The organism is Rhodococcus sp. 14-2470-1b (assembly GCF_002259415.1).
GTDB lineage: Bacteria > Actinomycetota > Actinomycetes > Mycobacteriales > Mycobacteriaceae > Rhodococcoides.
Genome location: NZ_NPFY01000036.1, coordinates 23,813 through 39,562, shown reverse-complemented (window position 1 = coordinate 39,562; position 15,750 = coordinate 23,813). Strand labels below are relative to the sequence as shown.

Sequence of the window (15,750 nt, the reverse complement as noted above, 5' to 3'; positions counted from 1 at the left end):
CAGTGGATTCAGGCGACGGTGGTGGCACCGAAGCGCAGGCACAGGATGTCTGCCTTCGGCTGCTGACCGACCGAGCACGCAGCAGGCATGAACTCGAAACGCGTTTGACGAAAAAGGGATTCACGTCCGCCGTCGCAACGGCAGTGCTGGACAGGTTGACCACAGCGAAATTGATCGACGACGCAGCGTTCGCGGAGCAGTGGGTGCATTCCCGGCACACGTATTCCGGCAAAGGCAAACACGTCCTGAGTCGGGAACTGCGTACCAAAGGCGTCAGCGACGATCTTGCTCGCGTCGCACTCGATCAGATCGACGCCGAAGACGAGCGCGAACGCGCCGGTGAGTTGGTACGGAAGAAGTGTCGGACGTTGTCTCTTCCGGAGCCGGGGAGTCCCGATGCGCGGTCCGAGCGAGACAAGGTGGTGCGCAGGCTCGTCGGCATGCTCGCGCGTCGCGGCTACTCGCAGGGAATGGCATTTGCAGTCGTGAAGGAACAGCTCGACCGTCTGGGAGCCGAAACCGAAGACTTCGACGGTGATGATCTCGGGTGATCGTCCACCCGTGACCAGCACATCCCGTCGAACACACGAGGCCCGCAACACCGATGGTGTTGCGGGCCTCGTCTTGTATCCGATCGACGCGAGGTCAGGCGGCGCCTGTGGGCCCTCCGCCGAAGTCGGCCGCCGGTACGACGGTACCGCCGGTCTTACGCTTCTTCTGACGCATCCGACCCTCGACCACGGTCGCGAGCTTCGTCAGCAACGAGTTGATGACGATCATGATGATCGCGACGATGATCAGCGACGGCAGGTAGTTGCCGTAGAACGCACCCACCTGCTGGCCGGCACGGACGACTTCGACGTACCCGATCAGGTAGCCGAGAGCCGAGTCCTTCAACGCTACGACCATCTGGGAGATGATCGCGGGCAGCATCGCGGTGACCGCCTGCGGCAGCAGGATCAGACTCATGACCTGGCCCTTGCGCATGCCGAGGGCGGACGCCGCTTCGGTTTGACCCTTCGGCAGCGAGTTCACGCCTGCACGAACGATTTCCGCGATGACGGATCCGTTGTACAGAGTCAGGCCCGTGACCACGGCGGCCAGTGCCAGGTATTTGACCTTGAAGACTTCGTACTCGGCATACACCGCGTACAGGAAGATCATCAGGATCAGTACGGGCACGGCGCGGAACAGCTCGACGATGACGCCGCTGATCACGCGTATCGAACGGTGATCGGAGAGCCGGCCGATGCCGAGAACCGCGCCGAGGATCAATGCGAACACGATCGACAGCGCCGCGGCTACGAGCGTCCCTTGGATGCCCGGTAACAGGTAGGTCGTCCACGTGGTGGATTCGAGGAACGGGTCCCACTTGTCCGCGGTGAGCTGACCTTTGGAATCGAGCGCGAGATAGATCAGGTAGGCGATGCCCAGCGAGATCAGTAGGACGACACCGGACAGAATTCGGTACCGGAGTTTGGCCTTGGGGCCGGGAACATCGTAGAGAACGGCTACGGCGTCGCTCATCACTTCACCGCCAATCGCTTGCTGAGGTAGCCGAACAGCAGTCCGGTCGGGAGCGTCAGGACGACGAACCCGAGGGCAAAGATTCCACCGACGACGAAGATGGCGGCCTCGTTCTCGATCATCGTCTTCATCAACAACGACGCCTCTGCGACTCCGATGACCGACGCGATGGTGGTGTTCTTGGTCAACGCGATCAACACGCTGCCCAGCGGGCCGATCACCGCGCGAAATGCCTGGGGTAGAACGATGATCGTGATGTTCTGGGTGAACGTCATGCCCAGGGAACGGCCGGCTTCGGCCTGCCCGACCGGGACGGTGTTGATGCCGGACCGAAGCGATTCCGCGACGAACGACGCCGTGTAGACGCTCAGACCAAGCACAGCCAGGCGGAAGTTGTTGTCTACGAGGAACGTGGTCGATTCCTGCGGAGCCAATGCAACGCCCAGGGTCTGATAAAGCCCGAAGGACGTGAACAGGATGATCAGTGTCAGAGGCGTGTTGCGGAAGATGGTGACGTAGCCGGTCGCGATGGCGCGCGCGATGGGGATCGGTGACACGCGCATCGCGGCGATGATCGTGCCGAGGATGAGGGCGCCGATCGCGGACAGAACCGTCAGTTTGATCGTCATGATGAACGCGTCGACGAGTTGATCGCCGTACTTGCTCAATAGGTTCAAGGTAGGGGTGTCCAATCGGCTGGAGCGGACTCGACTGCGGGTGCATCCGAAGAATCGGATGCACCCGCAGACGGGTGGTGCGTCAGTAGCGGTCGACGGTGGGCTCGGCCGGGAGCGTGTACCCCGACGCACCGACGGTGTCGTTGAACGCCTGCTCCCATGCGCCGCTCGAGATCATCTCTTCGATGGCGTCGTTGATCTGGTTGCGGCCTTCGGTGTCATCCTTGGCCAGGCCGATGCCGTAGTTCTCCGTCGTGAACGGCTCGCCGACGACCTTCAGCTCACCCGGGTACTGGGCAGCGTAACCGGCGAGAATGATGTCGTCGGTGGTGACGGCGTCGATCGCACCGTTGCGCAGACCCTCGACGCAGGCGGAGTAGGTGTCGTAGTTCTGCAGTTGAACGCCGGGGTACTCGTCGGCGATGTTCTGTGCGGGGGTGGACCCGGACACCGAGCACAGGCGCTTGCCCTCGAGCGATGCCGGACCGGTGATGTCGGTGTTGGCGTCCGTGACGAGCAGCGACTGTCCTGCAACGAAGTACGGTCCGGCGAAACCGACCTTCTCCTTGCGGGTATCGGTGATCGAGTACGTGGCGACGACGTAGTCGACCTCGCCGTTCTGGATCAGCGTCTCGCGCTGAGCAGACGGAGCTTCCTTGAACTCGATGTTCTCCTCGGACACGCCCAGTTGACCGGCAACGTACTTGGCGACCTCGACGTCGAAGCCGCTGAAGGTGCCGTCGGGGTTGCGCAGGCCGAGGCCCGGCTGGTCGTACTTGATGCCGACGATGAGGTTGCCGTCCTCGGCGCTCGACGACACACTGCGCTCTTCGTTGCCGCCACACGCTGTAGCCACGACGGCGAGCGCTGCGATTCCTGCTGCGACGCGGAGCGTGCGATTGATTTTCACGACTGTTTTCCTCCAGAGGTTGGTAGTGCGAAACCGTATGTGCTGTATGGGTGGACCGGCTGTCAGTGCCCGAGAATCTTGCCGAGGAAGTCCTTGGCGCGATCGGATTCGGGTGCGGTGAAGAACGTCTCGGGGTCGGTGTCCTCGACGACGGCCCCGTCGGCCATGAAGATGACTCGGTCACCGGCCTTGCGCGCGAAACCCATCTCGTGTGTGACGACGAGCATCGTCATGCCTTCCTTCGCGAGCGACGTCATCACGTCGAGGACCTCGTTGACCATCTCGGGGTCGAGTGCGGAGGTCGGCTCGTCGAACAACATCACTTTGGGGTTCATCGCGAGGGACCGTGCGATTGCCACACGCTGCTGTTGTCCGCCCGAGAGCTGAGCGGGATACTTGTCGGCCTGGTTGGCGATTCCGACACGTTCGAGGAGTGCCTGCGCGGACTTGCGCACCTCGTCCTTCTTGAGCTTGCGAACTTTCTGCGGGGCGAGCATGACGTTTTCGAGGATCGTCTTGTGTGCGAACAGATTGAAGGATTGGAAAACCATCCCTACGTCTGCGCGCAGTGCGGCGAGAGCCTTCCCCTCGGCGGGGAGAACGGACCCGTCGACCTCGATGGTTCCCGAGTCGATGGGCTCGAGACGGTTGATCGTCCGGCACAGAGTCGATTTTCCGGAGCCGGACGGTCCGAGAACGATGACGACCTGTCCGGCGGGAACTTCGAGGTTGATGTCCTTGAGAACGTGCAGATCACCGAAATGCTTGTCTACCGATTTCAGAGAGATCATGGGGGGTCGATCGGCAAGAGCACCGGAAGCCGGCGCGTCGGTGGCGTGCGTCATAGAGCAGAACCCTATTCGTAGTTTGCTCGTCTTCACCGGTTTTCACCCGCTGATTCGGATTATGTAATGGAAACTTTACTGATGGTCGGTATCGCCCCAGGTGCCGAGTGACGTGTGACATGGCCCGATGCACGCCGGCGTGGCAGAGCACGAGGAACGGCGCTGTTAGTCTGGTGTGTGTCGATGTTGAACGAAGAAGCTACACGGTCCGAGGCTCGGAGCTACGAGGTACGAACGCACGGTTGCCAGATGAACGTGCACGACTCGGAGCGGCTCTCCGGACTCCTCGAAGAGGCAGGCTACGTGCCGGCCGACTCGGGCACCGACGCCGACTTGGTGGTTTTCAACACGTGCGCAGTACGCGAGAACGCGGACAACAAGCTCTACGGAAACCTGGGAATGCTTCGGCCCGCCAAGGGGCGGAACCCTCGGATGCAGATCGCGGTCGGTGGATGCCTCGCTCAGAAGGACCGCGACACCGTCGTCAAGAAAGCTCCCTGGGTCGATGTGGTGTTCGGCACCCACAACATCGGATCCCTCCCCGTCCTCCTCGAGCGCGCACGACACAACGACGAAGCCCAGGTCGAGATCCTGGAATCGCTCGAGGCGTTCCCGTCGACCCTTCCGGCGAAGCGTGAATCCCCGTACGCGGGATGGGTCTCGATCTCCGTGGGCTGCAACAACACCTGCACTTTCTGCATCGTGCCTGCCTTGCGTGGCAAGGAAATCGATCGACGGCCGGGGGACATCCTCGCCGAAGTCCAGGCCCTCGTCGACCAGGGCGTCCTCGAAGTCACACTGCTCGGTCAGAACGTCAACGCGTACGGCGCGTCGTTCGCCGATCCGGCACTGCCCCGGGATCGCGGAGCGTTCGCCGCTCTGCTGAAAGCCTGCGGAGCAATCGACGGGCTGGAGCGTGTCCGGTTCACCTCACCTCACCCAGCCGAGTTCACGGACGACGTCATCGAGGCGATGGCGTCGACATCGAATATCTGCCCGACACTGCACATGCCGCTGCAGTCCGGATCGGACCGGATCCTCAAGTCGATGCGCCGGTCCTACCGCCAGAGCAAGTTCCTCGGAATCATCGACAAGGTGCGTGCAGCAATGCCTCACGCGGCGATCACCACCGACATCATCGTCGGATTTCCGGGCGAGACCGAAGAGGACTTCGAACAGACTCTCGAGGTCATGCGTCGGGCGAAGTTCGCCAACGCCTACACCTTCCAGTACTCCAAGAGGCCGGGCACACCGGCCGCGGACATGGACGGGCAGATCCCCAAGGAAGTGGTGCAGGAGCGATACAACCGCCTGATCGCACTGCAGGAGGAGATCGTCCTCGGTGAGAACCGAGCGCTGATCGGCACCGACGTGGAGATCCTGGTCGCGACCGGTGAAGGCCGCAAGAACGCAGCCACCCATCGCAAGAGTGGCCGGGCACGGGACGGACGGTTGGTGCACTTCAGCGGCGAACCCGAACAGCTCGCCGCAATCCGTCCGGGCGACGTGGTGACAACCACCATCACCGCGGCCGCGCCCTATCACCTCATCGCCGACGCAGGCGTCGCATCGCACCGCCGGACCGCCGCGGGCGACGCCTACGAACGAGGAACCGTGCCGAAGACGGCACCCATCGGCGTCGGATTGGGGTTGCCGTCCATCGGTGCCCCCGCCCCGTTGCCCGCCACGACAGGATGCGCACTATGACCGACGCCGACAAGAACCCCGAGCACGCGACCGACGACTACCGGGCACCGGACTACGACCGGGCCGAAAAGCAGATCGACTCGGAGATAGACCCGGGCGTGCGCGCCGTCGTCGTCGCCTCGCTGGTGATGCTTCTGCTGCTGTCGCTGGCCCTGCCCCACACCGGCGCCGTCAACGGATTCGACGTACTGTCCGGCAACGGTGCCGCCGTCGCCGACGCCATCGCACTGCCCTCGCGGATCTACGTCTGGCTTGTGCTCGTCTTCGCCGTCGTCATGTCCGTCCTCGCACTCGTCACCCGAATCTGGGCCCTCGCCTGGATCGCACTGGCCGGATCCGGAGTGGCGTCGGTCTTCGGCATGCTGTCCATCTGGTCCCGTCAGACCCTTCCCGCCGACTCCGTCGGCAGCGGCCCCGGAATCGGCCTCATCCTCGGATGGATACTCGTCGTCGCCCTGACGTTCCACTGGCTCAAGGCTGTCTGGAACAAAACCACCGCCCAGCTCGACGCCCAGGAACGCCGCCGCGCCGCATCGGTCGAAGCGGAGCAAAGCAATCGCTGGGACGGCCCCATCCTCGGGCGTCCGACCGACTACGAACGCTGACGGCGGGGACTCGGGCGAACACACAACGGAGCGAAAGCACAGCGGAGCGAAAGCACAGCGGAGCGAAAGCACAACGGAGCGAAAGCGCCGTTCGGTCAGTCTGACTGACCGAACGGCGCTATCGCTCCGGGACGGGGGTGCGCTCCGGGACGGGGGTGCTCTCCGGGGCGGGTGCGTGCTGTCGGGAAACGGCTAGAGCTCGCCGACCGCGCCTTCGGCGGCGTCGGCCCATTCGCGCCATTGCTGCGCCTGTTCGCGGGCGCGTTCGGCGTCCTTTTCCTTGCCCGCGGCGGATGCTTTGGCGGCCTGCTCCTCGAACTGCTCGACGCGCTCGCGGAACTGGGCGGCGCGGGCGAGCGCTTCGGGATCGGTCCGACGCCACTGTGCGTCGACGGCGTCGCGAACCGATTTCTCGATGGCGCGTAGCTTGCCTTCGAGTTCCTGCATCTTGTCTCTGGGCACTTTGCCCAGTGCGTCCCACTTCTCCTGCAAATCGCGGAGTGAGGCGCGGGCGGCGTCGAGGTCGGCGCCGGGGTCGATGCCGGCGTACTTCTGGAGCAGTTCCTCCTTGGCGACTGCGTTCGCCTCGAACTCGGCGTCACGTTCGGACGCTGCGGCGTTGCGTGCTGCGAAGAACACGTCCTGCGCCGCTTTGAAGTTCTTCCACAGTGCGTCGTCGGCGTCGCGGGGTGCGCGTCCGGCGGCTTTCCATTCGGTGAGCAGGTCCCGGAACGCTGCCGCTGTGGGGCCCCACTCGGTGGACGAGGACAGGGCTTCGGCCTGCGCAACGAGTTCTTCCTTGCGTGTTTTCGCAGCCCCGCGCTCTCGGTCCAGGTCTGCGAAGTGTGCTCCGCGGCGACGGTTGAAGTTCTCGCGAGCTTTGGAGTAGCGCTTCCACAGTGCGTCGTCGACCTTGCGGTCGACTCCGCGGATGGTCTTCCACTCGTCGAGAATTTCGCGCAGACGATCTCCTGCGTGCTTCCACTGCGTGGACTCAGTACCGATCTGTTCCGCCTCGGCGGCGAGCTCTTCCTTGCGTGCCGTGTGTGCGGCGCGCTCGGCTTCCTTCTCGTGGCGCGCAACGGCGGCGGCAGTCTCGGAGTGTTCGACGACGAGTTGCAGTCGCTCGGCGAGCGCGTCGAGGTCGCCGATGACCGCGGCGGTGGGCAGTGTCTCGGCCAGTGCTTCCGCGGCGGCCTTGGTCTTCTTCGCGTCCCCGGAACCGGCGGTGAGCCTGGCCTCGAGCAGAGCGATCTCGGTGGACAGATCGTCGTACCGGCGACCGAAATGCGCTAGACCCTCGGCCGCGTCACCGGCCTGCCACGAGCCGATCTGTCGTTCACCGTCAGCGGTCCTGACCCACGCCGTGCCGTCGTCGTCGACCCGTCCGAATTTGCTCGGATCACTCGGCGCCGCCAGGGCGGGCGTCACGGTTGTGACGTGCGTCGCCACCGGATGAGGCTTGGGGCCGCCACCAGGCTTCGGACTACCAGGCTTGGAGCCGCCGGGTTTCGGGCCGCCGGGCTTGGGGCCGCCGGGCTTGGGAGCACCGGGGGTGTTCTCCCCGCTGGTGTGGCCGTCGGTGTCGGTCATCGTTCCTCATCTCTGCCGCGCGTCACGGCTGCCTGTATCGCGCTGTATCGAGTGCTTCACCACCATCGGTCGGTATCGACCGATCGAACCATTCAAACAGGTGCGGGCGAGGTTGGTGTGCTCGTCCGGCGATTACGACGCCGAGTGTCTTCGCATGCGGTCGCTGCCGCGTCGTCCCGGTACTGCATCACCGGCTAGCGTTGGGTCCCGTGTTACGTGCCGTGGCCTTGGTGCCGTCCCCGCCCCTCCTGGTGCCCGAATTGACGGGAAGTGGTGCCGCCGACTCGATCGACGTCCGCGCGGCTGCCTGCGACGCTGCCTCCTACCTCGCATCGGTCGCTGACACCTGGGTGGCGATCGGTGTGGCCGACGTCGCTCGTCGGATCACGCACCCCGCCGCGGGGTCGTTCACGGGGTACGGCGTCGATGTGCGCGTCGATCTGTCCAACGGTGACTCCGAGTCCGATCCCACCATGCCGTTGCCTGCGCTGATCGCGGGATGGCTCCGCGGGCAGGTGTCGGCGGGGCAGGTGTCGGCGGGGCAGGCGTCGGCGGGGGAGGGATCGAGCGAGATCGCGGTCGACGTCGAGCTGGTCGCAGATCGTGGCGTTGCGAACGATCACCGGCGATTCGGGGCGAACCTGAGAACCGAGATCGACGGGCGGGGGACCGATTGGGGGCTGTTGGTCGTCGCCGACGGTGCGACCACATTGACTCCCAAGGCACCTGGTTCCTACGACGATCGAGCCGAGTCGGTTCAGCGTGACATCGACGACGCTCTTGCCGCAGCCGATACAGGAGCATTGACCCGGCTCGACCCCGTGCTCTGCGGCGAGGTCGGGGTCGGCGGATTGGCTGCCTGGCAAACCGCAGCCGGTGTCGTCGGTGACGACGTCGTCGATGTACGCACGCTCTACCGGGGTGCTCCGTACGGGGTCGGTTACTTCGTCGGCACCTGGACCCTCGCACGATGACCGACGTATCGAGCGAGAGCATGCGGCCGATCGCCGTGATCGGGCCGACGGCAACGGGTAAGTCCGATCTGGGTCTCGATCTTGCGGAAACGCTCGGCGGCGAGGTCGTCAACATCGATGCGATGCAGCAGTACCGCGGCATGGACATCGGCACCGCCAAGCTGGCGCTGGACGATCGTCGCGGAATTCCGCATCACCGGTTGGACGTCCTCGACGTGACCGAGACCGCGACGGTGGCGAACTATCAGAGCGCGGCGGTACGTGACGTCGAGGACATCATCGCGCGCGGCAAGGTCCCCCTCATCGTGGGTGGGTCGATGATGTACGTGCAATCTCTGCTCGACGAGTGGTCCTTTCCCGCAACCGATCCCGATGTCCGCGCCAAATGGGAGAAGGTGTTGGCCGACGGAGGTACCGAGGCGGTCCACCGTGAGCTCGCGCTGAAGGATCCGGAGGCCGCGGCGTCGATCCTTGCCACGGACGGTCGACGCATGGTGCGGGCACTCGAGGTCGTCGAGATCACCGGAGCACCGTTCGCGGCGTCGGCACCGACCATCGGCGAGCCCCGCTGGGGAACGCGCTTGCTCGGCGTCGACCGGGAGACCACCGAACTGGACGAGCGGATCGCGCGTCGTACCGATCTGATGTTCTCCGCGGGCCTCGTCGACGAGGTGCGCGCGCTGATCGACGTCGGTTTGAAGGACGGTGTCACCGCCTCGCGCGCGATCGGTTACGCGCAGGTCCTGGCGTTTCTCGACGGCACGAGCGACCTCGACCACGCACGTGAACGCACGTTCATCGGCACCCGCCGATACGTACGTCGACAGCGCTCGTGGTTCCGGCGCGACCCACGGGTGCATTGGCTCGACGGTGCGAACCCGTCCCTGCTGGCGTCCGCGCTCGAGGCGCTGTAGCGCGGATAGACTTCCGGTCATGCACTTCGCGAAAGGTCACGGAACGCAGAACGACTTCGTCGTGCTGCAGGATCCGAACGTCCAGATCGAGCTACTTCGGCCCCGGGTCGCCGCTCTGTGCGACCGTCGTCGCGGTCTCGGTGCCGACGGAGTGCTGCGCGTTGCACGGGCAGGGCAGTTGCGTGACGCAGGTGTGCTGGATCGCCTGCCTGCGGGTGTGTCCGCCGAGGACTGGTTCATGGACTACCGCAACGGTGACGGCAGCATCGCCGAGATGTGCGGCAACGGGGTGCGGGTGTTCGCCCACTACCTGCGGGCCACCGGGCTCGAGACCGAGGATCGATTCGTCGTCGGTTCACGAGCGGGAGCCAGGCCGGTCACGGTCCATCGCTTCGACGACACCACCGCCGACGTCACCGTCGAGATGGGCGACGTGCATCTGATGGGGTCGAGTGCTGCAGTACTGGGGGGCCGCCGCTTCGAGGGCATCGGTATCGACGTCGGCAACCCGCACCTCGCGTGCGTGGACCCCGACCTGGACGTCACCGCGCTCGACGGGATGGACTTCTCGTCGGCACCCGAACTGGACGGTGACTTCTTCACCGCGGGCGCGAACGTGGAAATCCTCACCCGCCTGCAGTTCGGCCGGGTGGACATGCGCGTGTTCGAACGTGGTGTGGGGGAGACGCGCTCGTGCGGTACCGGCACGGTCGCGGCCGCGGCCGCGGCGCTGTCGTACGAAGGGCTCGACTCCGGCCAGGTCGTGGTCGGTGTACCCGGCGGCGAGGTCACCGTGTCGATCGACGATTCCGGCGCAACGCTGCGGGGCCCGTCCGTACTGCTGGCGAGCGGCGACGTCGACGACGACTGGTGGCGTCGCATCGCATGAGCCCACGACCGGGCGGGAGCGGGAAACTCGCGTGCACACGCTGGGGATTTCGTGGATCATGGATGAAGTTGGACAGACAACGAGTTGTAACAACCGGAATCGTTCGATTCCCGGACCTAAGGATTGACGGAAATAACGGATACACAGAATCACGACCACGCCGACGACTCGCAGAACGGGTCCGCCTGGACGCGTGAAGAGAGCGAAGCGTGGTCCAAGAGGATCGCGCGCTCTCCGCTTCCCGCGTCCGATCAGGGTGATGGCAGCTCCGACAGCAGACCGTCGACGGGCGACATGCAGCTCGAGGAGCGCACCGCTCTCCGGCGCGTCGCCGGGTTGTCCACGGAACTCGCGGACGTCACCGAGGTCGAGTACCGCCAGCTTCGGCTCGAACGCGTCGTCCTGGTCGGGGTGTGGACGACCGGAACCGCAGCGCAGGTGGAGAGCAGCATGGCCGAGCTCGCCGCACTCGCGGAAACAGCGGGCTCCGAAGTACTGGACGCATTGGTTCAGCGACGAGACAAGCCGGACACCGCTACGTACATCGGCTCGGGCAAAGCGCACGAACTGAGGGACGTCGTGCTGTCCACCGGCGCCGACACGGTGATCTGCGACGGTGAGCTCACACCCGCGCAGCTCAACGCACTGGAGAAAGTGGTGAAGGTCAAGGTCATCGACCGGACCGCACTGATCCTGGACATCTTCGCCCAACACGCGACATCGCGTGAAGGCAAGGCGCAGGTCGCGTTCGCGCAGATGGAATACATGCTTCCGCGTCTGCGCGGCTGGGGTGAATCGATGTCGCGTCAGGCCGGCGGCCGTGCAGGCAGCAATGGCGGTGTGGGCCTTCGCGGACCCGGTGAGACCAAGATCGAAACCGATCGCCGACGGATTCGCGAGCGCATGGCGAAGCTCCGCAGGGAGATCAAGGGCATGAAACAAGCCCGCGACACCAAACGCGAGAGCAGGCTGAAGAGCACGACCCCCAACATCGCGATCGTCGGCTACACCAATGCGGGTAAGTCGTCACTGCTCAACGCGCTGACGGGTTCGGGTGTCCTGGTTCAGAACGCCTTGTTCGCCACCCTGGATCCGACATCGCGAAAGTCCACGCTGGAAGACGGGCGAGCCATCGTCCTCACCGACACGGTCGGCTTCGTCAGGCATCTCCCGACGCAGCTGGTCGAAGCATTCCGTTCGACATTGGAAGAAGTCACCGACGCCGATCTGCTTCTGCATGTCGTCGACGGGTCGGATCCGCTGCCCACGGACCAGATCAAGGCCGTGCGGGAAGTCATTGTCGACGTCGTCAAGGAACGTGACTCGACGATGCCGCCGGAGCTGATCGTCGTGAACAAGATCGATGCAGCAGATCCGGTCCAGTTGACCCAGCTTCGCGGGCTTCTGCCCGGAGCGCGGTTCGTGTCGGCTCGTACCGGCGAGGGAATCGACGAACTGCGCGATCATCTCGGTGAGATTCTGGCGTGGCCCGAAGCCGAGATCGACGTCCTCGTTCCGTACACGCGAGGCGATCTCGTCGCACGCATTCACACCGAGGGACGGATCTCCAAGTCGTCGCACGAGAGCGACGGCACTCGGGTCGAGGCGCGAGTTCCGACGGCACTGGCCTCCGTCCTGGCCGAGTTCGCGTACGAACCGGCTGCTGTCTGACATCGGCGTGCGTCCGGGTGTCCTTGCGGTAGCCGTAGCAGTGGCGGCGCTGACCGTCGGTGCCGGCGCATCGACCGCCCATGCTCGGCCGGAGGTGCGGCAGGAACCGTCGGACACCTACTGCACTCCGACCGACCCGGCACTCGAGGAGTTGTCGGGGATGACATTCGTCGACGGTGTGCTGTATGCGATCGGTGACAGCGGAACCGATCACCGGGTGGCCGTCCTGGACGACAGCTGTGCCGTGACACGGTGGCTGGACGTTCCGGTCGACCCGTACGACGTGGAGGACATGGCCTCGTACGACGGTGACCTCTGGTTGTCCGATACAGGTGACAATCAGAGCAGGCGTGACACCGTCGCGTTGACCCGGATGGATCCCGTCACCGGGCAAGGCGAGCTACACCGGTTGATCTACCCGGACGGGCCGCACGACGCGGAGGCTCTGCTGATCGAGCCCGGTGGTCGTCCTGTCGTCGTCACGAAGGAGCCGACCGGGGTGAGCGGAATCTACGTCCCCGCCGGTGGCGAATCCGTGACCGAGCTGGCGTCACCGGGGCCCACCGCTCTCACGAAGGCCGGGGAATCGACGTTCGAGCGGACCGACACGGCTGGGGGTCCGCCGTTCATCATCGGGTCGATTCTCGCGACCGGGGGAGCGGTGAGTGCCGACGGGGCTGTCGCTGCAGTGCGGACGTATACCGACACCTACCTGTTCGCGGTGCCCGACGGCGACGTCGTACGAGCTCTGTCCGGTGAGCCGGAGATCGTAGCGTTACCTGCCCAGCCTCAGGGTGAGGCACTCGCATTCGATTCGAACGGCAACCTCTTGATTGCCTCCGAAGCCGCAGGTGGGCCGGTTCCCCCCATCGAAGTGCTGAGCGGCGCAACAGCACTCGTCGAAACACCGACACCGGCGACGGGAGCTTCGCAGCAGCCGAGTGGCCGATGGCCGCTGGGTGCGCTCGCCGTCGCCGGTGTCCTGGCGATCGTGTCGATCTTCTACACCGTCGGGGCAGCCCGACGGCGTTGACGGGTCAGGCGTCGAGGTCGGACGCGACGAGCGCAGCCACCTTGTCCAGAGCCGCCTGGTCCTCGCTCTCGACGGTCACCTCGGTGCCCTTGGCTGCACCGAGGGTCATGATCATCAGCGCGGATCCGGCGTCCACCGGCTCCTCGCCGTCCACGGCGAGAGTGACGTCGACGCCTGCGTCGGCAACGGCCTCGGCGATGATCGCTGCGGGTCGCGCGTGCAGACCGATTGCGGATCCGACGGTGACTGTGGTGCTGGGCATGAATTGCTCCTTCTTCGTTGGGGGGTCAGGCGATGACGATCAGGGGGGTGATGATCAAGCGGTGACGAGGTCGGGGTCGATGGCCGCTTCCGAGGGGGCGTTCTTGCCCTTGGCGAACTGCTTGGCGGCGATCACGAGCACGGCGGCGACGATCGTGCCGACTGCGAGGGCGAGCAGGAACCACAGGATGCCACCGACGGCGAAGAACACGAAGATGCCGCCGTGCGGAGCACTGAGGGTGACGTCCATCGCCATGATGAGCGCACCGGTCACTGCGCCGCCCGCCATCATCGACGGAATCACGCGAAGTGGGTCGGCGGCCGCGAACGGAATCGCACCTTCGGAAATGAACGCTGCACCGAGGAACCATGCGGCCTTGCCGTTCTCGCGTTCGGCTTCGGTGAAGATCTTCGGGCGCACGGCCGACGCGAGTGCCAGAGCGAGCGGCGGCACCATGCCGGCGGCCATCACGGCAGCCATGATGCGCAGCGATGCGGTGTCGGTGACCGACAGGCCTGCAGTGGCGAACGCGTACGCGGCCTTGTTGACCGGGCCGCCGAGGTCGAAGCACATCATCAAGCCGAGGATGATGCCGAGGATGATGATGGAGCTACCGGACAGGCCGTTGAGCCAGTTGGTCAATCCGCTGGTGATGGCGGCGAGCGGCTTCCCGAGCACGAGGAACATGATGCCGCCGACGATCAGAGTCGCGAACAGCGGAATGATGACGACCGGCATCAAGCCGCGAAGCAGAGCCGGGATCTTCCACCTGCTGATCCACAGCGCGACGAAACCGGCGATCAGACCGCCGACGAGGCCACCGATGAAGCCTGCACCCACCAGGACGGCCACGGCGCCAGCCGTGAAACCTGGTGCAAGACCGGGCCTGTCGGCAATGGCGTACGAGATGTAACCGGCCAATGCAGGAACCAGGAAGCTGAAGGACAGCGCGCCGATCTGGAAGAGGACAGCTCCGAGGTAGATCTTCAGACCACCGTCGGGCAACGCGGTGAGCGAGTTGTTGACGACGATGTCCTCGGCACTCTCGGAGATGGTGTATCCACCGAGCAGGAAGCCGAGTGCGATCAGGAGTCCGCCCGCTGCGACGAACGGGATCATGTAGCTGACACCGGTCAGCAGGATCTGCCGAATGCGCGTGCCCCATCCCAGTTCGCCGGCGCCGGAGGACGCGGTGCCTGGATCGGCTGCCGTCCCGGAGACACGGGCGGCGTTCGGATCGTTCGATGCGCGCAGAGCTTCGGTGACCATCACGTCGGGCTCGTTGATGGCGCGTTTGACTCCGGACGAGATGACAGGCTTGCCGGCGAAGCGCTCCTTGCCCTTGACACCGACGTCGGTGGCGAAGATGACTGCTTCTGCGCTCGCGATCAGTGCTGGGTCGAGCGGCGTGCTTCCGCTCGATCCCTGAGTCTCGACGTGCACCGTGACGCCCGCGCGATCACCGGCGGCGACGAGTGAATCCGCGGCCATGTAGGTGTGGGCGATGCCCGTGGGGCACGCAGTCACGGCGACGATGTGCTTGGGATTTTCCGCCGCGGAGGACGGGGCCTCGGGTGCGGAGTGCTTGGCCGTGCTGACTGCGGCCCCGGCTGTGGTGGCCGCAGCAGCAGGGACAGCTGCCGACTTCGGTGCCGTGGCCTTGGGTGCGGGGTTGATGACACCGTCGACGAGAGCGACGACGTCCGCGGCCGTCGGAGCTTCGCGCAACGATGTCACGAACTCGGGCTTGACCAGCGCCCGAGCCAGGCTGGAGAGCAGCTTCATGTGTGCCGAACCCGCACCGGCCGGCGCCGCGATGAGGAAGACCAGATCGGCCGGGCCGTCGGGCGCACCGAAATCGACCTTGGGGTTCAGACGGGCGAATCCGAGCGACGCCGTCGTGACGGCCTCGGCGCGGCAGTGGGGGATGGCGATGCCGCCCGGCAATCCGGTCGCCGACTGCGCTTCGCGGGCCAGCGCGGCGTCGCGGAGCGGTTCGGCATCGGTGGCGCGCCCGGCGTCGGCGAGAAGGGTCGAAAGCCGTGCGATGACAGCGTCTTTCGATTCACCGAGGTCCGCGTCGAGGACTATGAGGTCCTCCGCGATGATCGCGGGATCGTTGGTGGGTGTGGACATGACGTCG

Annotated in this window: 15 protein-coding genes; 8 read left to right on the top strand and 7 right to left on the bottom strand. The window is 65.2% G+C overall.

What is annotated here, in order from left to right; all coding sequences use genetic code 11:
• The first annotated feature begins 2 nt into the window (after nucleotides 1-2).
• Complete coding sequence (locus CH293_RS24790; RefSeq protein WP_094721762.1) at nucleotides 3-551, top strand: regulatory protein RecX; 549 nt, start codon at nucleotides 3-5, stop codon at nucleotides 549-551.
• A gap of 94 nt (nucleotides 552-645) precedes the next feature.
• Here CH293_RS24790 and CH293_RS24785 read toward each other — a convergent pair whose 3' ends face one another.
• From CH293_RS24785 to CH293_RS24770, 4 genes are all read right to left on the bottom strand, one after another.
• Nucleotides 646-1,527 carry an amino acid ABC transporter permease gene (locus CH293_RS24785; protein ID WP_094721761.1) on the bottom strand — a complete coding sequence of 294 codons (882 nt, stop codon included), beginning with the start codon at nucleotides 1,525-1,527 and terminating at the stop codon, nucleotides 646-648.
• The gene (locus CH293_RS24780) at nucleotides 1,527-2,204 is read right to left on the bottom strand and encodes an amino acid ABC transporter permease (RefSeq protein ID WP_094721760.1); all 678 of its coding nucleotides are present in this window, start codon (nucleotides 2,202-2,204) and stop codon (nucleotides 1,527-1,529) included. The genes CH293_RS24785 and CH293_RS24780 overlap by 1 nt, the downstream gene beginning before the upstream one ends.
• An 82-nt stretch (nucleotides 2,205-2,286) precedes the next feature.
• Nucleotides 2,287-3,114, bottom strand: coding sequence for a glutamate ABC transporter substrate-binding protein (locus CH293_RS24775; protein WP_094721759.1), 828 nt, complete (start codon nucleotides 3,112-3,114; stop codon nucleotides 2,287-2,289).
• A 62-nt stretch (nucleotides 3,115-3,176) separates the two neighbouring features.
• The gene (locus CH293_RS24770) at nucleotides 3,177-3,905 is read right to left on the bottom strand and encodes an amino acid ABC transporter ATP-binding protein (protein ID WP_170945372.1); all 729 of its coding nucleotides are present in this window, start codon (nucleotides 3,903-3,905) and stop codon (nucleotides 3,177-3,179) included.
• 237 nt (nucleotides 3,906-4,142) lie between these two features.
• On the opposite strand from CH293_RS24770, the gene miaB reads away from it, so the two are divergent.
• Together miaB and CH293_RS24760 are read left to right on the top strand one after the other, a co-directional pair.
• The gene (miaB, locus tag CH293_RS24765; protein ID WP_080733089.1) at nucleotides 4,143-5,666 is read left to right on the top strand and encodes a tRNA (N6-isopentenyl adenosine(37)-C2)-methylthiotransferase MiaB; all 1,524 of its coding nucleotides are present in this window, start codon (nucleotides 4,143-4,145) and stop codon (nucleotides 5,664-5,666) included.
• A complete protein-coding gene (locus tag CH293_RS24760) occupies nucleotides 5,663-6,271 on the top strand; it encodes a hypothetical protein (RefSeq protein WP_037112866.1) in 609 nt (202 codons plus the stop codon). The genes miaB and CH293_RS24760 overlap by 4 nt, the downstream gene beginning before the upstream one ends.
• A gap of 192 nt (nucleotides 6,272-6,463) precedes the next feature.
• On the opposite strand, the gene CH293_RS24755 is transcribed toward CH293_RS24760, so the two are convergent.
• Nucleotides 6,464-7,864, bottom strand: coding sequence for a DUF349 domain-containing protein (locus CH293_RS24755; protein WP_037112869.1), 1,401 nt, complete (start codon nucleotides 7,862-7,864; stop codon nucleotides 6,464-6,466).
• 209 nt (nucleotides 7,865-8,073) lie between these two features.
• Here CH293_RS24755 and CH293_RS24750 point away from each other — a divergent pair, with 209 nt between their 5' ends.
• The 5 genes from CH293_RS24750 (at nucleotide 8,074) to CH293_RS24730 (ending at nucleotide 13,345) form a co-directional block, all read left to right on the top strand.
• Complete coding sequence (locus CH293_RS24750) at nucleotides 8,074-8,838, top strand: hypothetical protein (RefSeq protein WP_217900785.1); 765 nt, start codon at nucleotides 8,074-8,076, stop codon at nucleotides 8,836-8,838.
• Entirely contained in the window at nucleotides 8,835-9,752 is a 918-nt protein-coding gene (miaA, locus tag CH293_RS24745) for a tRNA (adenosine(37)-N6)-dimethylallyltransferase MiaA (protein ID WP_094721757.1), read from the top strand. Before CH293_RS24750 ends, miaA begins: the two co-directional genes overlap by 4 nt.
• A gap of 19 nt (nucleotides 9,753-9,771) precedes the next feature.
• A complete protein-coding gene (dapF, locus tag CH293_RS24740) occupies nucleotides 9,772-10,641 on the top strand; it encodes a diaminopimelate epimerase (protein ID WP_094721756.1) in 870 nt (289 codons plus the stop codon).
• A 222-nt stretch (nucleotides 10,642-10,863) separates the two neighbouring features.
• A complete protein-coding gene (gene hflX, locus CH293_RS24735) occupies nucleotides 10,864-12,312 on the top strand; it encodes a GTPase HflX (protein WP_052059547.1) in 1,449 nt (482 codons plus the stop codon).
• Nucleotides 12,313-12,319: 7 nt separating this feature from the next.
• On the top strand, nucleotides 12,320-13,345 hold the full coding sequence (locus tag CH293_RS24730; RefSeq protein ID WP_094721754.1) for a hypothetical protein: 1,026 nt from the start codon (nucleotides 12,320-12,322) through the stop codon (nucleotides 13,343-13,345).
• Nucleotides 13,346-13,349: 4 nt separating this feature from the next.
• On the opposite strand, the gene CH293_RS24725 is transcribed toward CH293_RS24730, so the two are convergent.
• A complete protein-coding gene (locus CH293_RS24725) occupies nucleotides 13,350-13,607 on the bottom strand; it encodes an HPr family phosphocarrier protein (protein ID WP_019664096.1) in 258 nt (85 codons plus the stop codon).
• 54 nt (nucleotides 13,608-13,661) lie between these two features.
• Nucleotides 13,662-15,743, bottom strand: coding sequence for a fructose-specific PTS transporter subunit EIIC (locus CH293_RS24720; protein ID WP_037112878.1), 2,082 nt, complete (start codon nucleotides 15,741-15,743; stop codon nucleotides 13,662-13,664).
• Nucleotides 15,744-15,750: the final 7 nt, after the last annotated feature.

Coding starts and splice junctions, on each gene's coding strand:
- CH293_RS24785 (WP_094721761.1), bottom strand. CDS start 1,527: ATGAGCGACGCCGTAGCCGTTCTCTACGATGTTCCCGGCCCCAAGGCC.
- CH293_RS24770 (WP_170945372.1), bottom strand. CDS start 3,905: ATGATCTCTCTGAAATCGGTAGACAAGCATTTCGGTGATCTGCACGTT.
- miaB (WP_080733089.1), top strand. CDS start 4,143: ATGTTGAACGAAGAAGCTACACGGTCCGAGGCTCGGAGCTACGAGGTA.
- CH293_RS24760 (WP_037112866.1), top strand. CDS start 5,663: ATGACCGACGCCGACAAGAACCCCGAGCACGCGACCGACGACTACCGG.
- CH293_RS24755 (WP_037112869.1), bottom strand. CDS start 7,864: ATGACCGACACCGACGGCCACACCAGCGGGGAGAACACCCCCGGTGCT.
- miaA (WP_094721757.1), top strand. CDS start 8,835: ATGACCGACGTATCGAGCGAGAGCATGCGGCCGATCGCCGTGATCGGG.
- dapF (WP_094721756.1), top strand. CDS start 9,772: ATGCACTTCGCGAAAGGTCACGGAACGCAGAACGACTTCGTCGTGCTG.
- CH293_RS24725 (WP_019664096.1), bottom strand. CDS start 13,607: ATGCCCAGCACCACAGTCACCGTCGGATCCGCAATCGGTCTGCACGCG.
- CH293_RS24720 (WP_037112878.1), bottom strand. CDS start 15,743: ATGTCCACACCCACCAACGATCCCGCGATCATCGCGGAGGACCTCATA.